At 63.0% G+C, this 19,344-nt stretch carries 22 protein-coding genes and 1 pseudogene; 13 read left to right on the forward strand and 10 right to left on the reverse strand.

The genetic code is table 11. From position 1 onward, the window contains the following. The first annotated feature begins 28 nt into the window (after nucleotides 1-28). The 3 genes and pseudogenes from PWP93_RS15295 (at nucleotide 29) to PWP93_RS15305 (ending at nucleotide 2,544) form a co-directional block, all read left to right on the forward strand. Nucleotides 29-1,031: pseudogene (locus tag PWP93_RS15295) on the forward strand (phage Gp37/Gp68 family protein). A gap of 37 nt (nucleotides 1,032-1,068) precedes the next feature. Further along, on the forward strand, nucleotides 1,069-1,524 hold the full coding sequence (locus tag PWP93_RS15300) for a hypothetical protein (RefSeq protein WP_421028921.1): 456 nt from the start codon (nucleotides 1,069-1,071) through the stop codon (nucleotides 1,522-1,524). Between the two features lie 348 nt (nucleotides 1,525-1,872). Beyond that, on the forward strand, nucleotides 1,873-2,544 hold the full coding sequence (locus PWP93_RS15305; RefSeq protein ID WP_421028920.1) for a Lar family restriction alleviation protein: 672 nt from the start codon (nucleotides 1,873-1,875) through the stop codon (nucleotides 2,542-2,544). 173 nt (nucleotides 2,545-2,717) lie between these two features. Here PWP93_RS15305 and PWP93_RS15310 read toward each other — a convergent pair whose 3' ends face one another. Further along, a complete protein-coding gene (locus tag PWP93_RS15310) occupies nucleotides 2,718-3,848 on the reverse strand; it encodes an integrase domain-containing protein (protein WP_421028919.1) in 1,131 nt (376 codons plus the stop codon). Nucleotides 3,849-4,995: 1,147 nt separating this feature from the next. On the opposite strand from PWP93_RS15310, the gene PWP93_RS15315 reads away from it, so the two are divergent. The 4 genes from PWP93_RS15315 to PWP93_RS15330 all read left to right on the forward strand — a co-directional run bounded on the left by PWP93_RS15315 (nucleotide 4,996) and on the right by PWP93_RS15330 (nucleotide 6,900). Next, entirely contained in the window at nucleotides 4,996-6,006 is a 1,011-nt protein-coding gene (locus tag PWP93_RS15315; protein WP_421028918.1) for a PRTRC system protein D, read from the forward strand. Further along, nucleotides 6,003-6,389, forward strand: a complete 387-nt coding sequence (locus tag PWP93_RS15320; protein WP_342964627.1) for a hypothetical protein — start codon at nucleotides 6,003-6,005, stop codon at nucleotides 6,387-6,389. Before PWP93_RS15315 ends, PWP93_RS15320 begins: the two co-directional genes overlap by 4 nt. Before the next feature lie 107 nt (nucleotides 6,390-6,496). Further along, the gene (locus PWP93_RS15325; RefSeq protein ID WP_154671315.1) at nucleotides 6,497-6,649 is read left to right on the forward strand and encodes a hypothetical protein; all 153 of its coding nucleotides are present in this window, start codon (nucleotides 6,497-6,499) and stop codon (nucleotides 6,647-6,649) included. Next, entirely contained in the window at nucleotides 6,649-6,900 is a 252-nt protein-coding gene (locus PWP93_RS15330; protein ID WP_421028917.1) for a hypothetical protein, read from the forward strand. The genes PWP93_RS15325 and PWP93_RS15330 overlap by 1 nt, the downstream gene beginning before the upstream one ends. Nucleotides 6,901-6,979: 79 nt before the next feature. On the opposite strand, the gene PWP93_RS15335 is transcribed toward PWP93_RS15330, so the two are convergent. From PWP93_RS15335 to PWP93_RS15360, 6 genes are all read right to left on the reverse strand, one after another. After that, entirely contained in the window at nucleotides 6,980-7,198 is a 219-nt protein-coding gene (locus tag PWP93_RS15335) for a hypothetical protein (RefSeq protein ID WP_028231592.1), read from the reverse strand. Between the two features lie 97 nt (nucleotides 7,199-7,295). Further along, nucleotides 7,296-8,432, reverse strand: a complete 1,137-nt coding sequence (locus PWP93_RS15340; RefSeq protein ID WP_421028916.1) for a primase-helicase zinc-binding domain-containing protein — start codon at nucleotides 8,430-8,432, stop codon at nucleotides 7,296-7,298. 258 nt (nucleotides 8,433-8,690) lie between these two features. After that, nucleotides 8,691-9,275: a single-stranded DNA-binding protein gene (locus tag PWP93_RS15345; RefSeq protein WP_421028915.1), complete on the reverse strand. Its 585-nt coding sequence runs from the start codon at nucleotides 9,273-9,275 to the stop codon at nucleotides 8,691-8,693. 16 nt (nucleotides 9,276-9,291) lie between these two features. Continuing rightward, nucleotides 9,292-10,104 (reverse strand): hypothetical protein, encoded by an 813-nt coding sequence (locus PWP93_RS15350; RefSeq protein WP_421028914.1) that lies wholly within the window; start codon nucleotides 10,102-10,104, stop codon nucleotides 9,292-9,294. A gap of 10 nt (nucleotides 10,105-10,114) precedes the next feature. Further along, complete coding sequence (locus PWP93_RS15355) at nucleotides 10,115-10,546, reverse strand: hypothetical protein (RefSeq protein WP_421028913.1); 432 nt, start codon at nucleotides 10,544-10,546, stop codon at nucleotides 10,115-10,117. A 111-nt stretch (nucleotides 10,547-10,657) separates the two neighbouring features. Then, entirely contained in the window at nucleotides 10,658-11,017 is a 360-nt protein-coding gene (locus tag PWP93_RS15360; protein WP_421028912.1) for a hypothetical protein, read from the reverse strand. Nucleotides 11,018-11,467: 450 nt separating this feature from the next. On the opposite strand from PWP93_RS15360, the gene PWP93_RS15365 reads away from it, so the two are divergent. The 6 genes from PWP93_RS15365 to PWP93_RS15390 all read left to right on the forward strand — a co-directional run bounded on the left by PWP93_RS15365 (nucleotide 11,468) and on the right by PWP93_RS15390 (nucleotide 16,685). Then, nucleotides 11,468-12,223: a nuclease-related domain-containing protein gene (locus tag PWP93_RS15365; RefSeq protein WP_421028911.1), complete on the forward strand. Its 756-nt coding sequence runs from the start codon at nucleotides 11,468-11,470 to the stop codon at nucleotides 12,221-12,223. A gap of 166 nt (nucleotides 12,224-12,389) precedes the next feature. After that, nucleotides 12,390-13,631: a hypothetical protein gene (locus tag PWP93_RS15370; RefSeq protein WP_421028910.1), complete on the forward strand. Its 1,242-nt coding sequence runs from the start codon at nucleotides 12,390-12,392 to the stop codon at nucleotides 13,629-13,631. Next, nucleotides 13,534-14,904: a FlhC family transcriptional regulator gene (locus PWP93_RS15375; protein WP_421028909.1), complete on the forward strand. Its 1,371-nt coding sequence runs from the start codon at nucleotides 13,534-13,536 to the stop codon at nucleotides 14,902-14,904. Before PWP93_RS15370 ends, PWP93_RS15375 begins: the two co-directional genes overlap by 98 nt. After that, nucleotides 14,901-15,083, forward strand: a complete 183-nt coding sequence (locus tag PWP93_RS15380) for a hypothetical protein (RefSeq protein ID WP_421028908.1) — start codon at nucleotides 14,901-14,903, stop codon at nucleotides 15,081-15,083. Before PWP93_RS15375 ends, PWP93_RS15380 begins: the two co-directional genes overlap by 4 nt. Before the next feature lie 13 nt (nucleotides 15,084-15,096). Continuing rightward, the gene (locus PWP93_RS15385; protein WP_421028907.1) at nucleotides 15,097-15,462 is read left to right on the forward strand and encodes a hypothetical protein; all 366 of its coding nucleotides are present in this window, start codon (nucleotides 15,097-15,099) and stop codon (nucleotides 15,460-15,462) included. A gap of 194 nt (nucleotides 15,463-15,656) precedes the next feature. Then, nucleotides 15,657-16,685 (forward strand): CAP domain-containing protein, encoded by a 1,029-nt coding sequence (locus PWP93_RS15390; protein WP_421028906.1) that lies wholly within the window; start codon nucleotides 15,657-15,659, stop codon nucleotides 16,683-16,685. 57 nt (nucleotides 16,686-16,742) lie between these two features. Here the strand turns inward: PWP93_RS15390 and PWP93_RS15395 are convergent, their stop codons facing one another. The 3 genes from PWP93_RS15395 to PWP93_RS15405 all read right to left on the reverse strand — a co-directional run bounded on the left by PWP93_RS15395 (nucleotide 16,743) and on the right by PWP93_RS15405 (nucleotide 19,339). After that, a complete protein-coding gene (locus PWP93_RS15395; RefSeq protein WP_421045106.1) occupies nucleotides 16,743-17,132 on the reverse strand; it encodes a hypothetical protein in 390 nt (129 codons plus the stop codon). A gap of 389 nt (nucleotides 17,133-17,521) precedes the next feature. After that, nucleotides 17,522-18,733 (reverse strand): hypothetical protein, encoded by a 1,212-nt coding sequence (locus PWP93_RS15400; RefSeq protein ID WP_421028904.1) that lies wholly within the window; start codon nucleotides 18,731-18,733, stop codon nucleotides 17,522-17,524. Between the two features lie 12 nt (nucleotides 18,734-18,745). Further along, complete coding sequence (locus PWP93_RS15405) at nucleotides 18,746-19,339, reverse strand: type 4 pilus major pilin (RefSeq protein ID WP_421028903.1); 594 nt, start codon at nucleotides 19,337-19,339, stop codon at nucleotides 18,746-18,748. Nucleotides 19,340-19,344 lie beyond the last annotated feature (5 nt).

The raw sequence follows: 19,344 nt of genomic DNA on the forward strand, positions 1-19,344 counted from the left end.
GGGCCATGCAGACCGCGAGGAACTAGAGATGGAAAACACAACGATCGAGTGGGGCTGACCACACGCTGAACCCGTGGGAAGGTTGCCAGAGTGTGAGCCGCGGATGCGACAACTGCTACGCTCAGGCGCGCAACGCCCGGTTCTCCGGCGGCGTCGCGCCGAACTGGGGGCCGGGCGCCCCGCGACGACGTACCGCACCGGCGACGTGGGATCACGCGCGGCGATGGAACGCGAAGCATGAGGCGTTCTTCGCGACACACAAACGTCGACAGCGTGTCTTCTGCGCTTCCCTTGCGGACGTGTTCGACAACGCCGTGCCGGATGCGTGGCGCATCGACCTCTTCCAGATGATCGCCAAAACGCCCAACCTCGACTGGTTGCTGCTAACGAAACGTATCGGGAACGTGCGAGCGTACATGCAGCGTGACGGACTCGCGTTCGACCTCATCGCCGGCGGCAACGTATGGCTTGGTGCAACGGTAGTCGACCAGATCGAGGCTGACCGCAACGTTCCAAAGCTGCTTGCTACGCCAGCGCGTGTGCGCTTCGTCTCGATGGAGCCGCTGCTCGGGCCGGTAACCCTTCCTTTCGATCGCGTCGCGCAATGGAACATGCTGGCCGCCGGACAGAACCAGACCAACGCATCGGCGTCGATCGACTGGGTGATCGTCGGCGGGAAGAGCGGTCCGAACGCTAGGCCTATGCATCCCGGCTGGGCCTCGTCGCTTCAAGCGCAGTGTGCTGCGGCGGGTGTGCCCTTCTTCTTCAAACAATGGGGCGAATGGCTGCCCGCACTGCATGCGAGCGCCGAGCAACACGCTCGCGCGAAAGCCGCCGGGTCGATGTCATGCTTTGGCCTGTTACGCGACGGAGCCGACGCGGTGATCCTGTCGGGCGACGACGCATACATGCTGAAGGTCGGCAAGAAGCACGCGGGCCGCTTGCTCGGCGGCGTCACGCACAACAGCTTTCCGGAAGACGGCGAGCCTGGTACCGACGCTCGCGCCCGAGACGGGAAGCACGTTTTTTAATCAAGCACTATCCGTGAGGAGAGCAGTTTTGCAAGGGATGGAATCCAATACGGCAGCGTTCCATGAAGCCGCCGCGGCGCCCTGTCTTAACAAAGAAGCGGCGATTGCCCTTCATACCAGAATGACCGAGACGGGCAGCACTTCATATGATTTCGGGCTGTTTTACGAAAGCATGCTCGTGGCCGGCGTATGGGCGAGCGGTACCGAAATGGCCCGGGATCTGAAGATTCAGGCGAGTCGCGTCTACGTAAAATGCAGACTGACTGTGGTCCCTCAGGCGCTCGCGGACTTCTTCGGTCGCGCACGGATTACCGGTTCGCTCGCCGAGACCGTGGATTTCGCCCTGCGTTACTGCGGCCACAGTAGTCCGTCACGGTTGCTCGAGCGCGCAGCGCTGATGCCGCCGAACGCGACCTTCGATGAAAAGGTTCGGGCCGTATTGAGTGTGGTCGAAGATCCCCCCCGCCCAACGCGCCCCGTTTCGAACTGGTGAAGGAATTCGGGCTCGCGCATCTCAGACGCTCATCCATTGCCAATCACAAAACCATGATGCACGGGAACTGCGAAATCGCGGAATTCGCTTTGTTCTATACCACGTGCCCGAAAGAGAAAATCTGGGCGAATGTGGGTTCGATGGCGAGAGCGTTGGGGATGCCGGCGCCCTTGGTGCGTCAGGTGCTTACCCCGGCCGACCTCCCCGAGGGAAATCGCTGATCTCGCGTTCGCTTCCCGACCGTGCATGGTCTAGCCAGCGAGTAAGAGCACCTGCACCGCTCACCTTGCAGTTTTGAAATCTCGCGGCCAGTGGATAATGTCGGGCAATCCATCCACGCCAACCGCCATGTACGAGCAGCTCATTCCCTGCGACCACTGCGGCGGCCGCCCCACCGTCGGCCGCTCCCAACGCCTCACCTCGTTCCTGCCCGACCCGACATACGACTGTACGCAATGGGGACGCCTCGCCGGCCCGCCCCGTATTGGCGACACCCTGCCCCGGCCGCCTGAAGCGCCCAAGACGGAACATCTGGTCTGCATCTATTGCGCCGAGTGCGGCATGCAGACACCGTGGGAAGCCATCGAGCCCAACGAGCGCGCAGCCATGAACCGCGTCGGCGAGCTGTGGAACCGGCGCCTGAACCGTCCCGAGGCCGAGATATCCGATCTGCAGCGCCTCGTTGAACGCGAAATCGGCGTTCCCGATATTCCGGCTGTACTCGACCTGCTCTCGCGCACCAAAGGCAACTGGGATGAAATGGGCCCGGTCTTCGCCATGCTCGCCCGCCGCCTCATCGACGCCACCATCGTGACCTTCGACGGCTGGCCCATCGAGCCGGTCCTCCAGGACGCTGCCCGCTATCGCAAGCTCGTGCAACTGGTGAAGTGGATTCAGGTCGAAGGTCAACGCTACGCGGAGTTCCCACGCATCTTCTCGCCCTCGGAAGACGGCGAACTGCTGTTCGAGGACCGCCTGGCGGTGGCGATCGACTCCCTGCCCGACCGCGACCGCTGGTAGTGGGCTGCACAAAAAAAAGAGACCGGCCATCGAGGCCGGTCGAAAGTTGTTCTGGCTTTGTCGAGAGGCCACCAGAACCGAGAGACAGTTCCTATTGTCCGTCCTCCCGCCTCATTAGCCGCCTCGTATCGTTCGTTCTTTGATACTCATTCGCGGCGGCGCGCTGTGCCACCCTATGCCGACGCGAGCAACCGGTAGAGCGCCTGCCGCGAAATCCCGAGTGCTGTCGCCGCGTGAGACTTGTTGCCCCCTGCTGCCGCGAGCGCGGCCACGGCCTGCTCCGGTGTCACCACAGGTTTCGCGAGCCGCTCCTGCCGCGCGAACGTAGACAGGTACGCATTCGCCTTCGTCACGCGACTATGCCCCGCCGCCTCGACCACCCGGCGCATCGCTTCTGCATGACGCGCCGGATCGGGACGCTCGCCCGCCCGCTTCACCGGCGCCGCCACCCCGGCTACCTTTTCATAGAGTTCCTGCAGATACTGGTGACGCAGGCCGTGGCTCGTCACGCCGAGTCCCGACTTCGTAATCCCGTGGCGCTCCATCACGTAGTAGTACCAGTCGCGCCACTGCCTGAGCGTCCTGTCTTCCGGCACCGTCGAACCCGTGACCGGATTGGAAAGATGAGCAGCCTCCTCGAGCACCGCGACCTTGGCCTCCAGCGGCAACTCGCGCGGCCGTCCGCCCTTGGTTCCGCGCGTCACCGCGAGGAATTCAACGTCCCTCACCGCCCGCTGCGGCTGCAGCATGAAGCTCTCTTCGAGGCGAAGGCCAAACGCGGCCTGCAGTTTCAGCTGCACCGCCACGCGCGGGCAGGTCTCGCCAATCTCCGCAATCTTCTGCGTCGCGTTCACGCCGTTGGCTTCCCACGATTTGTCCACTTCCGCGACATACGAGCGCACCAGTCCGTGTTCGCGCCGGTCCACGTAGTGCGCGAGCGTGCCGACCATTTCCGGCTTGTTGATCCAGCCAGCCAGCGCGCGCAGGTACGTCAGCTTGTTCTCGATCGTGCCGCCGCTCTGTTGCGCAGAGACCCACGTCTCGACCAGCCACGCTACATGTTTCTTGCGCAGGCTCCACGGGCTCGCCAGCGCGAAGCCACCCTCGCGCAGCTCCACGAACGCCTTGCAGATCGCGCTCGTTCGACGCTCCTGCGTCTTGATCGAGAGGGCCTTTCCGCTGATGCGCGTGCGGCTGTGCACCGCCGACACGTGCTTGTCGAAGAGGCGGATCAATTCTTCCGCAACTGTCGGCGTCAGACGATGGCCCCGTACCACCGCGCGTACATTCAGGATCGCAGCCATGCATACCTCCGTTGTGCGCCGGGCCCCACCCCGGCCATGTTCCCCTGCGCGAGCCGGTGACGCCCCTGCCCGACGTCCGGTACCTGCTCGCATAGATCGTTTTCGTGCCGCTCACCTTGCGGCTTCGCCGTTGTCCCCGGCGCGGGATGTACTGCCTTCCTGTCCTTTAGCGATTCCATCCGATCAGCCAGCCGCACGGAAGAGATGCGTTCGGACTGTCCACCTGCTGCGGCGCGGGGCGTTGCGCTTCGCGCATCACCGTCCCGCGTTCACTGCTGCTGCCGCCTGCTGTGGCTACCCGACCGACCCCGGACGCGTTCGTGCGTCTGGGCACCGCGCAGGACCATTGCGGCCTGCGGGTGCCCGGGCCAGCTGCCGGGCAATTCCTGTTGCGCTGTTCTGGTTACGGTAGCGCGCACCGTTCTGTCTTCCGTTCAGGGAGTCGCGAAACACCGGCGTTGCCGGCGCGCAAGATCTCCCCCGTCCCCAAGCACGTTCACGTCAGCCGCGGTGTATCGGGCCTCCTGAACGCACCCAGCATGTGTGCTGAAAGGACGTGTGTAATGCGCGTGAGGCAGGTCGTGGACTGTCCAACTGTCCGCGTCCACATTCGCTCATCGCGCATCATCGCGGCGGACACCCGCCGATCGTATGGATATCGCACTGTCCGGTGGTCCTCATGGTGGACCACCGTGGACTTGACGCGATTGAAAAAAAGCCGCCTCACGATGGAGCGCGGACAGTGGGGTGAAACGTGCCCTTGCGGGCGGGGGATGGTGGCCGGTTGGCCAGAGAGAGGACGCACGAAGTGCCTTGCACTTCAGGTCGATGCGTCAGGGACGCGGCAGGTATTGCCAAGAATAGCCGCCCGACGCAAGCGCGGCACACCAAAAGCTCACCAGAACAGGGCCGCTTTCGCTGACTTGACTTCTCGCAGCGCTCGATAGACTGGTCACAGCAATGTCGGAGAAAAAGATGGAGTTGCCTGGCACTGCGATGAATCTCCAGCAATTTCATGGAGATTGATCGAGCGCCGGTCTCATCCTTCAGCTTTGCTTCGTCATCGCTCTCTCGCACAGCCAAAGCCACCGCGTTTGGCCGTGCACCCGATCCAACCCGTTTGACCCTGTCCGAAGGAACACACGACATGAAAACCCCCGTCTTCGCCATCGACGTCGGCTACGGCAACACGAAATACGCGCATCGCGCGGCCAGCGGCACGGTCGCCACCGGTATGTTTCCGTCGCTCGCGCCGCTGGCCGCGAGCCGCTCACTTTCCAGTTTCAGTGAGGGCGTGCTCGGTGTGCGCAAGGTTGTGACCGTCACCATCGACAGTATCGAATACGAGGTCGGGCCCGACGTCCCGCTCACCGCAGCCTACGGCAAGACCGGGCGCGCGCTCGCTGACGACTACGTGCTCTCTGACAACTACGCGGCCCTGCTCTTCGGTGCGATTCATTTCGCGGGCCAGACTCACATCGAGCGTCTGGTGCTCGGTCTTCCGGTGCACAACATGAAGAAGTACGCCGCAGCGCTCAGGGAACGCTTTACTGGCGAGTTCGACTACGGCCATGGCCGCATTCTCATTGACAAGGTTGTGGTGATTCCGCAGCCCATGGGCTCGCTCGTGATCGCGACCAGCTCGCGCAATGGCGGCTTCGGGCGCGACGACGAACACCTGGTCGTCGACGTGGGCTACTTCACGACCGACTGGCTCTATGCCGTGGGCATTTCGATGGACGACAAGCGAAGCGACGGCGAGCCAGGCGGTGCCTCGCAGGTCTACCAGCGCATCGCGACCCTGATCGGGGAGGACGAGGGCGAACAGGTCGAGGGCATTGAACTCATCGACAAGGCGCTGCGTGAAAAGAAGCCGTATTTCTTCTACGGCAAGAACATCGATCTCGCGCCCTATGTTGCGAAGGCCGAGCCGATCATCTCAGGCGTGGTGAAGAAAATGCAGAACAACGTCGGCCGCATGCCCAACGTGCGCTCCATCATCCTGTCGGGCGGCGGCGCGGCGCTCTACGCCACGGCGATCCGGCGGGCGTTCCCGCGCCTGGTGATCGAATTGATCGACTCGCCGTGCATCGCGAACGCGCGCGGCTTCCTGCTGGTCGGCGAGGCCGGCCTTGCACGCGAGAGGCGCGCGGCATGAGCGGCACATACGAGATGGCGGTAACCATCAATCCGCTGGCTTCGCCGCTGCTGTATCAGCGGCTGGATCAGTGCGCGACGCCCCGCGAGCGCGCCGCCGTGCTGCGCGCGCTTGCCGAAGGCATGTTGCTCGCGCAACTGGCTGCGGGCGGTACGGCTGCGGCCGGTATCCTGCCCGCTGGCGCACTCATCGCGCCGGCGGGAGATCCATCCCATCGACCCGGAACTGCGACGGTCTCCGCTGCGGTCGCGGCCCCCACCCCGACAACGGGCGCGGACAATCCGACCGAGGGATTCCAGTCCGTTCGCGTCGAGGACTCCGAAGCTAACGGGCGAGCTGACATCGATGCGCTCGGGGACATGCTCGCAGGCATGTTCGACTGACGCGCCGCGCGCTTGACTTTGCGCGCGCTGTGCGAAGATAAATCAACAGCGCCGGTGTGGTGGTCGATGACCCCGCGCCGGTGCCAAACCGGAAATGGAGAGACGAAATGGAATACCAGCTTGTGAACGCGATCCTTCACGGCCAGCGTCTGGACGAGCCGCTGACTTGGGTGTACATCGCCGCGTGCGTCGCCGTCGGTATCGCCGGCTGGAAAGTCGGGTGCCTTCTCGATGCGTATGAGCACCGCGAGGAAAAGTGATGGAGCGCCTTCGAAAGGCGTGGACTGCGTTCCTGGGGTGGCACTGGTTCGCGCGCCGTGCCGCCATTGCAGCAGCGTGCTATGCGGGCTGGCTATTCACGATTTTCCTGTACTCCCAGGGACTCAAGAGCTTCGCGATCGACCTCTCGTTCATCTTCATGATCGGATTCGCCTGGGCGATCGGCGGCTGGTACGTGATTCTTGGCGCGCTACGCGTGTTTGGCTGGTGGACGCGGGCTTCGCGGTGGTAGTCCGCAGGAAGGACGAAAGACAAAAAAACGGCGGGTCCCACAGTTGCTGTGGGACCCGCCGTCGTTTCAGGGGTGAAAATCATTGAAGCGGCTTGGCCGCCGTGATGGCGAGCCGCATCGTGCAGAAGTCGAATGCCGCATCGAATGGCTGACCCTGCACCACGGTCCTGCATGCGTTGCGGTCGAACACATCGAACGCCACCGCATCGGACTTGCGCACGGGCCGGTTGCCGTTCGCCGCACCGTTGGTCGCAACGATCGTAAAGCGGTTGCCCACCATCATCTGGAAAAAGCTCATTTTCTGCCTCACAGGAAAAAGAGCCCGACGGACCATCCCCGGAGGGGACGAATCCCCACCGGGCAGGTTCAAGAAATGCCGGACTAGCCGACTTCAATCAGATGGCCAGCGCCACGTGTGATGCGTGAGATGCTGGCCGCCCCAAGGGGGCAGTTGCATTTGCTGCCATCCAGCGCGACTTCCATTGATCCGCGAAGTCTGTCCCACGTAGCTTCGGTCGATGCGGCACGACCGTGTAGCCTTCAGCACGCAACCGCTTGGCGAGGACCAGACCGGCACTCACGCCCGGAGACTGGCGCGTCCTGGGATCGATGTCATCGAAGTCCATGAAGATGTGTACGACCTTGATGCCGAGGCCTTCCGGGACAACGAACTTCGAGAGCAGAACGCGGTTCAGGCAATTCCAGACCGGTACGCCAGAGTCCATGTGCGCGCCGTAGACCGTTTCCAGTCCCTCTCCCACACCGATTTCTCCGTCGACGGGAGCCATCAAACGCACGGCACCGCCCGCGAGCGGGTTGAGCGTCATGTCGTTGAGCTTCGCATCGAGGATCTCGCCATCCGGCGACACGATCGTCGCCTTCGCGGGCTTGACCGAATCGAGGAACGTCCGATGCAATGTTCCAAGACGCCCATCGGGCAATTCGAATCGCGCCACGATGCCCGGCCACTTGCCAATCACCTTCTTGTCGTGGCGATACTCGAGCATGCCGAGACGCAGCGCCGGCGACGGCCCGGCCGTGAGGCCGGGCACGCGTTCCTGCAGATAGCGCATCGACAGATCGCCCACAGCCTGCGGCCTCGCATTACTCCACATGCCATCCAGCCGCTTCGCGACAAACGCCGGATCGGCCTTGCGTTTGGGCGCGGGCGCCGTCGAGGTGAGCGGCGCGCGTGACGGCGGCGGCGTGCCACCATCGAGCTGGCGCATCAATCGATACAGCCCGATGCGGTTCGCGCGGGCGATCAGCTGGAGGCCATCGCCTGCCATCGGATAGCCGTCGTTGCACTTTCGGCAAATCCAGTCGCCGCGGCCGCTCTTGTTGTCATAGGTAAACCGGTCATCGCCTCCGCACACCGGACAGGAACTTGCGTTGCCGGTCAGGCAGTCGGCGGAAATGCCATAACTCATCAAGGTCGAAATCCACGCTTCCGGGGAGAGCGCGAATTCCTTCAGCTTGCGTTGCAGCCACTCATACTTCTCGGGTGACAGCCCGCGTCCAGATGTACTCATAGTCACTCTCCATTCGGAAGTGGGTCGGGTCGGTGCCTGAGACAGGCGTGAAAACGCGTGCTCAAAGGAGCCGCCTGCGCGCGTGGCGTGGCGCGGGCGGCTCTTTTGAACACGGTTACGGTGTGAACAGAAACTGAGCGCGCAACGATCGGCGCGTGGACAGGAACGTCGTCGCGCGACGCACCCGAGGGTGCGCCACGACAACGATCGGTGAGGACTTACAGGATCAACAACCCCGACTGGTGAGAGGGTTCGGGATCAGATCGCAGTCCATGCGGCGCGCGGATAGGCACAAAGAAATGGGATGTCGTCATCGAGCGGATCGAAGCTACTACCCGACGGAGCACGCATGCCCGCGCCGCCGCCCGCTGACGATTGCGGCGGACGTGCGCGTGTTCCCGTTGCCGGCGGCGTCTGACGCGGCTGCTCACGCGCAGGTTGCGGGTTGCGGCCCTGAGGCTCGCTCTCGAAGTCGTCGTCCCCGCCCGGTTCGCGTCGGCCGCCACCGTTGCGGCCACCGAGCATCTGCATCTTGTCGGCGACGATTTCCGTCGAGTAACGATCGGTGCCGTCCTGCGCCTGCCACTTACGTGTGCGGATGCGCCCTTCGATGTAGACCGACGAGCCCTTCTTCAGGTGCTCGCTGACAATCTCCGCGAGACGGCCGAAAAACGAGACGCGATGCCACTCGGTCGCGTCCCTGAACTCGCCCGATGCCTTGTCCTTGTAGCGGTCCGTCGTCGCGAGCCGGATGTTGGCCACAGCGTCGCCGCTAGGCAAATAACGCACTTCAGGGTCCGCGCCGAGATTGCCGACGAGGATGACCATATTGACTGATGCCATGAGTTGAGTACTCCTTTTAACGTGTGATCGACCAGAGCCACTTGTCCCAGAGGACCTGCTGGCCGTTTTTCATGATGGGGCGCCCACTGTCAGTGAACGCCGGTACCTGGATCTTTTCGAGGCGTCTGAGGGTCACGACGTCGCCGACGCGGCAACCGCTTTGCGCAATCGCGTCCTTCAGGCCTTCGCCCTGCAAGGTGCGCTCGCCCGACAGCGTGTCGATGTGCATTGCAAACGACGTATAGAACGGCTTGCCCTGCGGCTTGCGGCTCGGAAACTGCTCCTCGCCCCAGCCAAGCACCCGGCCTACCGTCGCTGCCCCGCGATCGTCGCGCCGAGGGACCCGCTCCCGCGGTTGCCGCGGCGCAGTGGCCACGTCGTGGGCATCGGCATGATCCGGCGCGTGACCGGCTATCTCATGAACGATCTCAGCGGCCGGCGCGCTGCGTGCCTGTGCCGTTGCGGCCAGACCCTGGGCCTTGCCCTCTGCGCGGATCGCCGTGGCGATCGCGTCCTTCAGCGACGCGCGGTGCTCGCTCACGAGCGACCAGTGCGGCTCGGGTTCCGGCAGGATCTTGGTGCCGAAGCACGTATCGCGCGGCCCCTCCTCGAATGCCGGACTGAACTGCACGATGCAGTCACCCTCATCCACGAACAGATTGGGAACGCCGCAGATGAAGACGAACGTTTCGTTGGGCGCGCCCTGCCCGACCGTGCGGATTTCGGATGCACGGGGCCGCGACGGCGAAGGCCGCGCGGCGGGCGCAGCGACGGGAGGACGGGACGGAAAGAACTCCGCGAACGCGCGCAGAAGATGAATCCCAGCCATGATTGACTCCCTAGATCAGCGAACCAAAACAGAGGCGGCGCAGCTCCTCCAGATCGCGCGCAAGCAACGGCGTATCCAGGATCACCTGCTGCAGGGTCTCGGGATCAATGCCGTTCACGCTACACACGTGCTCGTAGGGCAGCGCGCCGCTCCAGTAGCCCATGATCCAGCCAAGGGTTGCGCGATGGTCGTCAGCGTCGACTTTCACGTTGCGCAGGCGCTCGCTGAGCATCGCAGCGCAGTCCATCAGGGACTCAGGCATGCGGTCGCCGCGGCGACTGTCGCGCGCGAGTGAGACGAGCGCATCGATCATCGCCTCGCGAACGGACGCGCTCCAGTACTGCGGGTCGGGGAGCGGGTCGGGTTTGGGTTGAACGACGAGCACCGGAGTGGCCTCGCCGCCGAAGATGTCGAGCTGCCAGGCAGCGACGTCTCGTTTCATGGGATTGCTCCGGAATGGCCGGGCAATCGCACCCCTGGCCGGGAATGGATTCCCGGGCCGGGTAGAGGGAACACCGCGGCAGGCGCCGCGGTGCAGGGGATGGACAGGACCCTAGTTGTGGGTACCTGTGCGCTTCATGAGAATGACGACGGCCGATTTGGCGTATTGCCGTGTCGGTGCCACCGCTTCAGGCTGTGCAGCCGCGGCAGCAGCAGCGGCGACGGCAGTCGCCTGCTTCTGTGCTTCCACAGCCGCAACGCGTTCTGCTTCGGCGCGGGCACGCTCGGCCTCGGCTTCAGCAGCTTCGAGCGCCTTGGCCTTGCGCTTGAGCGTCTGGACAAACTTGCCACCAACAGCGAGCGCCAGGAACAGGCTGACAAACATCGATATCGACGCGAGGTAGAGGACGAAGCACACGGCAACGAGTTTGCCGGGTGCCTTGAGAAGGTCCTTAATCAAAAGACTCAGCATTTTTCTCTCCAGAAAAAATAGCGCACAAGGGAATGGCCAGGCTATGCCTGGCGGTTTCGATGCCCAGATGGGGCAAGGAAATCCTGCGCGTAGCGCGTTCGCCGTGACCCCGCAGGAGGCCACCGCGATCGGACTCGCGAGACGGAAGGGAAATGGAATGAGCAGCACGAGGACCGTGCGGCAGGTTCGATGCGTCGAAGACGCGGGGGTAAAGGCAGATTACGGCAGTTGCGCGGACAACGAAGGGCGAAATGATCGCGAATTCGGGGGAGCTTATGCCGAAGGGCGGTCTCGTGCAGGCGCCTGCACGTCTTTTCCCGGAAAGCTGCACTTTTTGTGGAGCTTTTCGGTCCGCAACCGGACGCGCAAACGGCGACGATCCCGGCGACTTGACTTCGCGTGGCCTCTGACACACTCGAATCACCCCCAACTCATTGCGTGAGCATCCAAATGACCGCCTTTATCGTCCTCGCAATCCTTGCCTATATTGGCTACCGCTATTCGAAGCGTGGCGCCCGCCGCAAAACCGGCTGGCGATTCTTCGGTCCCGCCTACGTGCCGGGTCACGGCGGGCCCTACGCACCGCCCACCACCCGCGCAAGCCAGCGCGGCGAGGCCGGGGAAGCCGCCGTGCATGCCGAACTGCACCGCGTGCTGACGTGGCTATGCGGCGACGACTTTCATCTGCATGACGGGCCCGTGCTGATTGAGCATGCGCCTGGCACCGCGTTCCCCACCGCCGAAATCGACCACGTGGCCGTAACGCCGTTCGGGATATTCGTGATCGAAACGAAAAACTGGACCGGGCGCATCGCCCACGGCGCGGGATACGACGACCTGGACGTGATCCGCCCGGACGGCACGCGCGAGACGCGACGCTCGCCCCTCGCACAGAACCGCACGAAGGTCGCTTTTCTAAACGAGAAGCTGCCGCGCCTGTGGCGCATCGAAGGGCTCGGCGTGTTCGCCGCTGCTGCGTGCACACTCGATCGCGACCTTCCGCCCACCCTCCTTCACGTGAGCGAGCTGGCTTATTTCCTCAGAATGCGCCGCCACGAGTTCCTGCGCTCGGGCCAGAAACCCGTGAACGTCAAGACGGCGTGGGGCGCGATTATGCTCAATGCATCAATTAGCATAACGAAGCTAGAGGAACACGTCAAAAGGCTAAGGGAAAACCCTAAAGTATGCCCGGTAGGTGCCGATTAAGAGAGCACCCGATTGTGAAAGCTGTGTGTTTTTGATCGCCTTTCGAGCAGGTGTCGCCAAAAAGCACGCGTACCCTAGCTCTGTAACCGGGACCGGCGCCCGCTCCGCGCCCGATCCGTTGCACGCGCAACGGACAACTCCTGAGACCGACACGAAGGAAAAAAAAATGACGAAGAAAAAAACGCCACCCGTTGATCCTGATTTCGACCCGACCGTCCCGGAGGACGGCGCCCTCGTTCCCGCCGGCGAGAGCATCGGGGATGTCTACAGCGTCCACCTGCCCTCGCGCGACGAGATCTCGCAGGTCGCACGCGAGATGTTCGGCGGCAGGCTGCCTGACGAGATCATCCAGCAGCTGATGCAGATCAGCACCGATATCAACGAATCGGTGCGGCGCATCATGCACGAGCACATGGCACTCGGGTTCCGCTTCGGCGAGACCTTGAGGCTTTTGCAGACGGCTTATGCGCTGAGCTTTGGCGACACCCCGACCACCACCACGCGGGCCTACACCGATGCGCTGTCCTATCTTGAGAGGCTGCATCGCATGTCGAAGTCGAAGATACGCGTGCACCTGAAAGCCTACGCGCGTTTCCATGACAACAATGACGCCGTCGAATTCCTGCGGCTGACCGACATGCAGCTTCTGATCGTCAACGACATCGGCGACGACATCGTCGAGGCGATCATCGCGAAGAAGAAGAATGACCCGGAGATGTCGACGCGGGAGGTGAAGGAACTCATCGAGGTGCTGCGCCAGCAACAGGACCGCATTGCCGCCGACCAGGAACGACTGGAAGCCGCCAACGACGAGAACGCGAGTCTGCTTGAGCAGTTCAACACGGCCAACCTTGAAGCCCAGCGCCTGCGGCAGGAAGTCGAGCGGACGCGCGCGCAGCAGACCGAGACGCAGGCCGCGAGCGACCGCCTGCAAAACGAACTTTCGCTGGTCGCGCAGAGCAAGAACGCCCTGCATCAGCAGTTGCACGAGATGGAGCGCGAACTCGACGCTACGACCCGGCAGGTGACTGAACTTAAGACCCGCCCCCCGGCCCAGGACGATCCCCAAGTCAAGGAAGACCTGCGCCGGATGAGAGCGCATTACGACGACTTGATGAAGAAGTCGGACGAACTGGAAGATCAGATCGCCACGCGCACCAAAGAAGCTGAGCGTATCGCGGCGCAGCTTGACGCGAACGCCGCAGCGCTCGAGGCAAGCCAGCGGCTCGATCGCGAGATGAACGATCTGGTGCGGCGTTTCGGCGAGTTCGTGCAGGCATACCACAGTGTCCAGGTGATGTGCACCGCAGATGGCAACGCTGGCCGGTTCGCACCGGTTTTCGAGGCGCTGGACGACCTCGTCGGGAAGTTCCACACCGAAATCATGGCTGCACGCAAGGCGGCCTGATCCGGCGGGGCACGGGGCCGTGGCCCGCTTGAGGCCACACGAGATGACATACGTTGAGAAACACAGAAAAAACACAAAAATGCAAACGACACACAACCGGCCGAAAACCGTCGACGACTACAAGGCCATCACGCGGCTGCACGTGCCGCGCTGGATCGCGCAGCGCATCCTGGCGGTCAATTACGATCTGGTCGAGCACATCAAGCACGTGCTGGTCAAAGAGCCATCGTTCAATGAGATCTATGGGGTCGACTCCCGGGAGATCGATCATCTGGTGCACAACGCGGGCTCCTATCGCAACCTGTTGGGTACGCCGTTTCTGATCCTCGCGCCGTCGCTTCCGACGATTGAGGACTGGCGGTGCTTATTTGACGACACGCCGACGACGCTAACCGTCGATACGCTGCGCAGAAAGATGCCGCCGCTGCGCTCGCCGTTCACCACCCAGGCGATCCAGCACCACAACCGGCAGTTCCTCGACCTGGTGCAGTCCGTCGCGAACACGACCGTGCTGAGCGCGCCGTTGCTCGCCATGGCCCCCGACGTCGCCCAGTATCTCGGCGCCCTTCCCGGCTACAAGTTCCGCACGGCACTTGAGCTCATCGGCGACCTGCCGCTTTTCCGGTGGCGCTTCGTCAGCCCCGCTTTCTGGTTCGAGTTCACGGCCAACGAGCTTAACGTCGACCAGGTTGCCCACCACATCATGGCGACGACGCCGTACCGCGCGGGCGAGCTGCCCCATACCGCGAACTGGACGGAGCTGCGCCTCGGGCGCGAGACCCACGAAATGTACGCGGCGGCGCTCATGGCACACGGCTGCCGGGCGAGCACGGCCTCGAACCTCTTTGGACTGCCGCAAAGCAAGACACGCCAGATGTACATGGACATCCACGGCAAGCGCTCCCCCTGCGGCAATCAGCCCAATTCGGTCCAATGGTCCGTTGAGCGGCCGCAGCAGCGCCTGCATTCGACGGTATTCATCTGGCTGTATCGCTCCGCGCTGGAAATGGGCGCCAACTCGCCCCAAGCACTCATCGCCTCCGCAGACCTGTACAACCAGCTTTTCGCGGACCGCGCGCTGCTCGCCACCGATCGCGGCTTCAACCTGACGCGCGCGATGGCGGCCGACGCGCGACTGTCCATGGGCCCGTGCAGGGCGTGCCGCACGCACTACATCGTGTCGAACAACGAGTCGAAGATCGAGATGCAGCACAGCTTCCATTGCCCGGCGTGCAGCAACGGCCTCGGCACGCGCGGCAAGGGAGCGAAATGATGCACATCGGCGAGGAACGTTTGGACCTGCCCGCGGGCATGGTCGTCTTCAGCGCCGATGGTTCAGCGCAGTTCGGCTGGCAGCATCCCGAAACCGGTGCGTATTACGCCGAGGACGACGGGCACTGCATCATTGACGCGGTAGGCGGCGTGCTGTGGCACGCTGGCTCGATGCACTGACAGGGGCACTGCGATGGATGATCTTGCGTGGATGGTTCGCGACAGCACATCGGCCTGGCTTCGCGGTTACGGCGACTTGCGCTTCGACCAGTACGAGAGCTTCTATCGCGACGCGCGTACTGCGGACGGCTCAGGTTGCGACCTCGAACAAATCAACGAGGAATACGGGCAGTGGGTGACCGAGCGCCCTGGCAGGCTCGTCCACCTGCTCAACCGGCCACTCATCGGCCGTGCGCTGGTCGGGTTTTTCGCCGTGTGGGTCGCGGCCCAGGCCCTCCCTCACGCGGCGGGGCTCGCGCCACGATCGACCGCGGTATTGCTTGGAGTCGCGTTCGTCGGTCTGCGCGTCTTCCATCGAAAACGGCGCAAGTCCGGCTAATCGATGCACCGTGCATGAAATCCGTCCTGTGCGGCGGGTTTCTTATGCTCCCACTTAAAGAACTTTCGGATTCTTTCCGTTAGCGCTAGAGTGCGCCGCTCAGCCGCTGCGGTGACTTGACTTCGCGCACGGCCTGGCAAACTGGTATCAGGCTCGCGCGAGGGGCGCGGCTTATCACCAAAGGACTTGATCTCATGAACAACAAGAAGAATTTCCCGGCTCTCACGGCCCTCGCCTTCGCGGCCGCGCTCACGCTTGCGGCATGCGGTGGCGGTGGCGGCAGTAGCGGTGGCGGTGGCAGCAACAATTCGGCGTCGGGCTCGGGCACCGGCACGACAACCTCGCCTACCGTCACCGGCACGCAATCGACGGCTCAGTACCCGGCGAACAGCGCACAACAGGCTGCGTTCACCCTACTCAACCAGTACCGGCAGCAATGCGGCTTTGCTGCGTTCCAGGAAAATACCGTACTCGATGTGGCAGCGAACAACCACTCGAAATGGGAAGGGCTAAACAACACCGTTTCGGATAGCGAGCAATCAGGGCAACCGGGGTTTACCGGTGCGGACTACGCCACTCGCGCCACGTATGCAGGCTTTCCGGGTTCGGTTTATCTGACCGGTGCCAGCGGCGCGGGACAATCCGTATTCTCGACAAGCTTCGTGGCCGCCACGGCTGGCCAACAGTTTGTCTACGGCCTGCTGGGTGGCGCTTACCACGCAGTTGTCGCGGCTTACCCGGCAAACATCGTTGGCTTCGGTGAATATGAAACCCAAGCTACCGCTGGTTCGTACACCTATACCAACTCGTGGCAGTCGATAAGCTTCGCGAGCACGCAAACGCAGACGCTCAGCAACGCTCCCCTAACGTTCCCGTGTCAGGGTGTAACTGGCCTGCCGTACAGGGAAGTGGCGGAAATCCCGACTGCGCCGAACGCATCGGCCTCCGGAACGGGCACGCCGGTCGTCGTGATGGGGAATGCCACGGATACGATCGTGCTGCAGTCTGCAACGATGACTGACACCACAGGCAATACCGTCACGTTGCAGTTGCTCAATTCCGCGACCGATCCAAATAAGCTGGTTTCGACGCACGAGGCGGTTGCCTACCCGACATCACCGTTGTCGCCGAACACCACATACACGGTTTCTCTGGCGGGCACATACAACGGAGCGGCGTTCTCGCGCTCGTTCTCCTTCACTACGGGGAATGTGATCGGCTGACAGCAGGCAGCCCAGAAAAGCCCCACGCCACTTAACGATGCGCGGGGCTTTTTATCGTCAAGTTCCGCCGCCTTGTCCGCCGTCAGGTGATGGAACCATGGGAATCATCACTACTCCGTCAACGGTTCCACTAGGACTCAGCGCACAGGTAGCCATGTATGTGTTCCAGAGCGACCCATCAAAGTTCTCAAACGTGGGGCCTGAATAGGTGCCGAAATACCAGGCGTCCGTTGTTGCAGCTGAATTCGGTAGCTTCATGCCTACCTGCGCATTCATTATCTCGATATTGGTGAACGGATCATCCGTTGAATATGTCGGCCAATTCAGGTAGTGGTCCGTATTTGGTCCCCAATACCACCGCGAGAAATCCTGATATTTGGTGAACTGCGAAGCATTGGCAGTGTTCCAACCGAAACCAACTCCAAAGATTGTCACATTCCCCGTCACTACCGCGTTCGTACAAACCTGGGACGGGTCTTTTGGCGGTGCCGTAGGCAGCATACACCCCGGCGCACTCCAGCTTGATCCGTTCCAAACCGGGCCGCTAGTCTCGATCTGTCCACCCGGACACGGGGGCGGCGCCTGATAATTGCACGACGGCGCGCTCCACTGCGATCCGATCCACTGCGACGCGACGCTCGTTGTCCACCCTGCAGAAGCCGGACACTGTGGCTGCGGCTGCGGCGCGTTTGCCAATGCAGGCGTGCACGTCGAGTCCTGATAGCCCGGTGAACAACGGACCGGGTTGGCCAACGCGGCCGGCCCCAACAACAGAACGCCGACGAAGACCGCCGCGCGCAGGATTACTTTTCCCAGATTCACTTTCTGCGCCCTCCCTAAAACGCGCAATAGGTTGTCGCCACGGCCCACCCGCCGATGCCCGAGCCGCTTCCATCCGTGATCGACACAGTCCACGGCCCCGTACCGGACACCCCGTAGTTCACCGTCGCCGTCGGATCGACATAGAGGCTCTGACCGTCGATCACGATCTGCGGCGTTCCACCAGCCGCGCAGCTGGGCGCGGGCACCCCGGAGCCGTTTGCCACCGTGTAGTAGCCGTACCGGAGAATCGTCCCGCCAATCGGCAACCAGATGCCGCGCTGGCAGGAGAGCATGAGCCCCGACCCGTCAGCATCACCCGCGATTCCCGTGCCGCTGCACGCGGTCCTGGGCACTGCGACGTTCCCGACCTGCGCCGTACCCGTGATGGTTGCGTTGCCATTGACCGTCGCTGCACCCGTGTTGATCGGCGCCGGCGCCGTGCCCGCAGCGTTCTCAACCTGCAACGTGCCAGGTGTGCGGATCGAGTTACTCACCGCAACGTTGGATGCGGAAAGGGTCGGCGATGCAATCGTGCCGGTCGCATCGATGCTGTTGACGTTGTGCAGGCTCACGCCATTGACGTTCTGGTCGCCTGTCCACGTGAGGCTCCCGTCGCGCCGGATATAGAGCGAGGTGCCATCGTCGACTGACCCGTTGGTCGCGAGGATTGCCGCGGCCGGTGCGCCCGGCAACGGATTGCTGGCATTCCATGCCCCGTTGATCCCGTAGACGGTCGCTGAATTGCGCGTCGACGAATAGCCGAACTGCCCGTTGCTGGCGTTGCCTGCAAGCGCGATCTGCGCGGCGCCCTCGACGTCCGACACGCCGTTGCGCGTATACGGCATCGACGGGTAAAACGCCCATGTGACGTGACAGTTGCCCGCGGCCTGCGTGCAACCTGCGGGCACCATCGACATCTGGATGGTGTAGGATCCGCCCCAGAACGGCCCTGTAGCATAGTTCTGCTTCAACTCACCGGAGCTTTTGAGTTGCGCCAGCGTCGGCGCGCTCAGGACCGGATTGCCGCCCGAAGCGGTGTACTGCGTCAGCAGGTTCGAGAAGTTGTCGCTCACCCAGCTCGCCAGCGCACTGACGATCACCCCCTCGTTCTGCCCTTCGGCAGCCAGCACCTCGGCGCGGCGCTTCGCGACGTCCTGCTGGATCGACACGACCGTCAGGATCGCTGACGCCGCGAGGAACACCACCATCTCGATCAGGCTGCCCATCGCTCGCCGTCCTCAGCTGCGCGTCGTGTAAAGCTCGACGGTCGCTACCTTCCCCGCCGAACTGCACGCGCTGCCTGCGGCCGAACTGCTGAACGCAGTCGTCGGGCTGTAGACGACCGTGCCGTTGATGCTGACTTCCGTAAAGACGTTGGCCAGCGCTGCGGCGCTCATCGAGCACACGGCGGCCGGCACGGGATACGACGTAATCACCGCGTCATTGGCGTTCGTGACCGTACCCGGCGTGGCCGTGACGTCGCCGCCGAACATGCCCTGCACCGTGCTGTAGTCGCTCGCTACCCGTGCGCCTGCCGCATCGAAGGCATGGTTCTGCGCAAGCGACGTCAGCGACTCACCCGAGAAGTTCGCGTCGTTCTGCGTGGCGTTCTGGATGCCTGTGTGGAACATCGTGGCCTCGCTCTTGAAATGCGCGGCCTGCACCATGTTGCGCACGAAAGGCACGCCCAGATAGATGATCAGCGCGAGCAGCGCCATCGCGCCGAGCACTGCACCGGCTTCGATGAGCGAGAGTTCGCCAGTCTGCTTTTTCCTGCGCGCGAGGCGCCGTTGCGTTTCCAGGCGGGCCATCGTGGTTTGTTGCGTCTTCATGGTTC

This window comes from Paraburkholderia sp. A1RI-2L (genome assembly GCF_048957375.1).
In the GTDB taxonomy this organism is placed as follows: domain Bacteria; phylum Pseudomonadota; class Gammaproteobacteria; order Burkholderiales; family Burkholderiaceae; genus Paraburkholderia.

Bases quoted from the DNA above. Each gene is read 5' to 3' on its own strand.
- PWP93_RS15300 (WP_421028921.1), top strand. From the start codon at position 1,069: ATGGAATCCAATACGGCAGCGTTCCATGAAGCCGCCGCGGCGCCCTGT.
- PWP93_RS15305 (WP_421028920.1), top strand. From the start codon at position 1,873: ATGTACGAGCAGCTCATTCCCTGCGACCACTGCGGCGGCCGCCCCACC.
- PWP93_RS15310 (WP_421028919.1), bottom strand. From the start codon at position 3,848: ATGGCTGCGATCCTGAATGTACGCGCGGTGGTACGGGGCCATCGTCTG.
- PWP93_RS15315 (WP_421028918.1), top strand. From the start codon at position 4,996: ATGAAAACCCCCGTCTTCGCCATCGACGTCGGCTACGGCAACACGAAA.
- PWP93_RS15320 (WP_342964627.1), top strand. From the start codon at position 6,003: ATGAGCGGCACATACGAGATGGCGGTAACCATCAATCCGCTGGCTTCG.
- PWP93_RS15325 (WP_154671315.1), top strand. From the start codon at position 6,497: ATGGAATACCAGCTTGTGAACGCGATCCTTCACGGCCAGCGTCTGGAC.
- PWP93_RS15330 (WP_421028917.1), top strand. From the start codon at position 6,649: ATGGAGCGCCTTCGAAAGGCGTGGACTGCGTTCCTGGGGTGGCACTGG.
- PWP93_RS15335 (WP_028231592.1), bottom strand. From the start codon at position 7,198: ATGAGCTTTTTCCAGATGATGGTGGGCAACCGCTTTACGATCGTTGCG.
- PWP93_RS15340 (WP_421028916.1), bottom strand. From the start codon at position 8,432: ATGAGTACATCTGGACGCGGGCTGTCACCCGAGAAGTATGAGTGGCTG.
- PWP93_RS15345 (WP_421028915.1), bottom strand. From the start codon at position 9,275: ATGGCATCAGTCAATATGGTCATCCTCGTCGGCAATCTCGGCGCGGAC.
- PWP93_RS15350 (WP_421028914.1), bottom strand. From the start codon at position 10,104: ATGGCTGGGATTCATCTTCTGCGCGCGTTCGCGGAGTTCTTTCCGTCC.
- PWP93_RS15355 (WP_421028913.1), bottom strand. From the start codon at position 10,546: ATGAAACGAGACGTCGCTGCCTGGCAGCTCGACATCTTCGGCGGCGAG.
- PWP93_RS15360 (WP_421028912.1), bottom strand. From the start codon at position 11,017: ATGCTGAGTCTTTTGATTAAGGACCTTCTCAAGGCACCCGGCAAACTC.
- PWP93_RS15365 (WP_421028911.1), top strand. From the start codon at position 11,468: ATGACCGCCTTTATCGTCCTCGCAATCCTTGCCTATATTGGCTACCGC.
- PWP93_RS15370 (WP_421028910.1), top strand. From the start codon at position 12,390: ATGACGAAGAAAAAAACGCCACCCGTTGATCCTGATTTCGACCCGACC.
- PWP93_RS15375 (WP_421028909.1), top strand. From the start codon at position 13,534: ATGGCAACGCTGGCCGGTTCGCACCGGTTTTCGAGGCGCTGGACGACC.
- PWP93_RS15380 (WP_421028908.1), top strand. From the start codon at position 14,901: ATGATGCACATCGGCGAGGAACGTTTGGACCTGCCCGCGGGCATGGTC.
- PWP93_RS15385 (WP_421028907.1), top strand. From the start codon at position 15,097: ATGGATGATCTTGCGTGGATGGTTCGCGACAGCACATCGGCCTGGCTT.
- PWP93_RS15390 (WP_421028906.1), top strand. From the start codon at position 15,657: ATGAACAACAAGAAGAATTTCCCGGCTCTCACGGCCCTCGCCTTCGCG.
- PWP93_RS15400 (WP_421028904.1), bottom strand. From the start codon at position 18,733: ATGGGCAGCCTGATCGAGATGGTGGTGTTCCTCGCGGCGTCAGCGATC.
- PWP93_RS15405 (WP_421028903.1), bottom strand. From the start codon at position 19,339: ATGAAGACGCAACAAACCACGATGGCCCGCCTGGAAACGCAACGGCGC.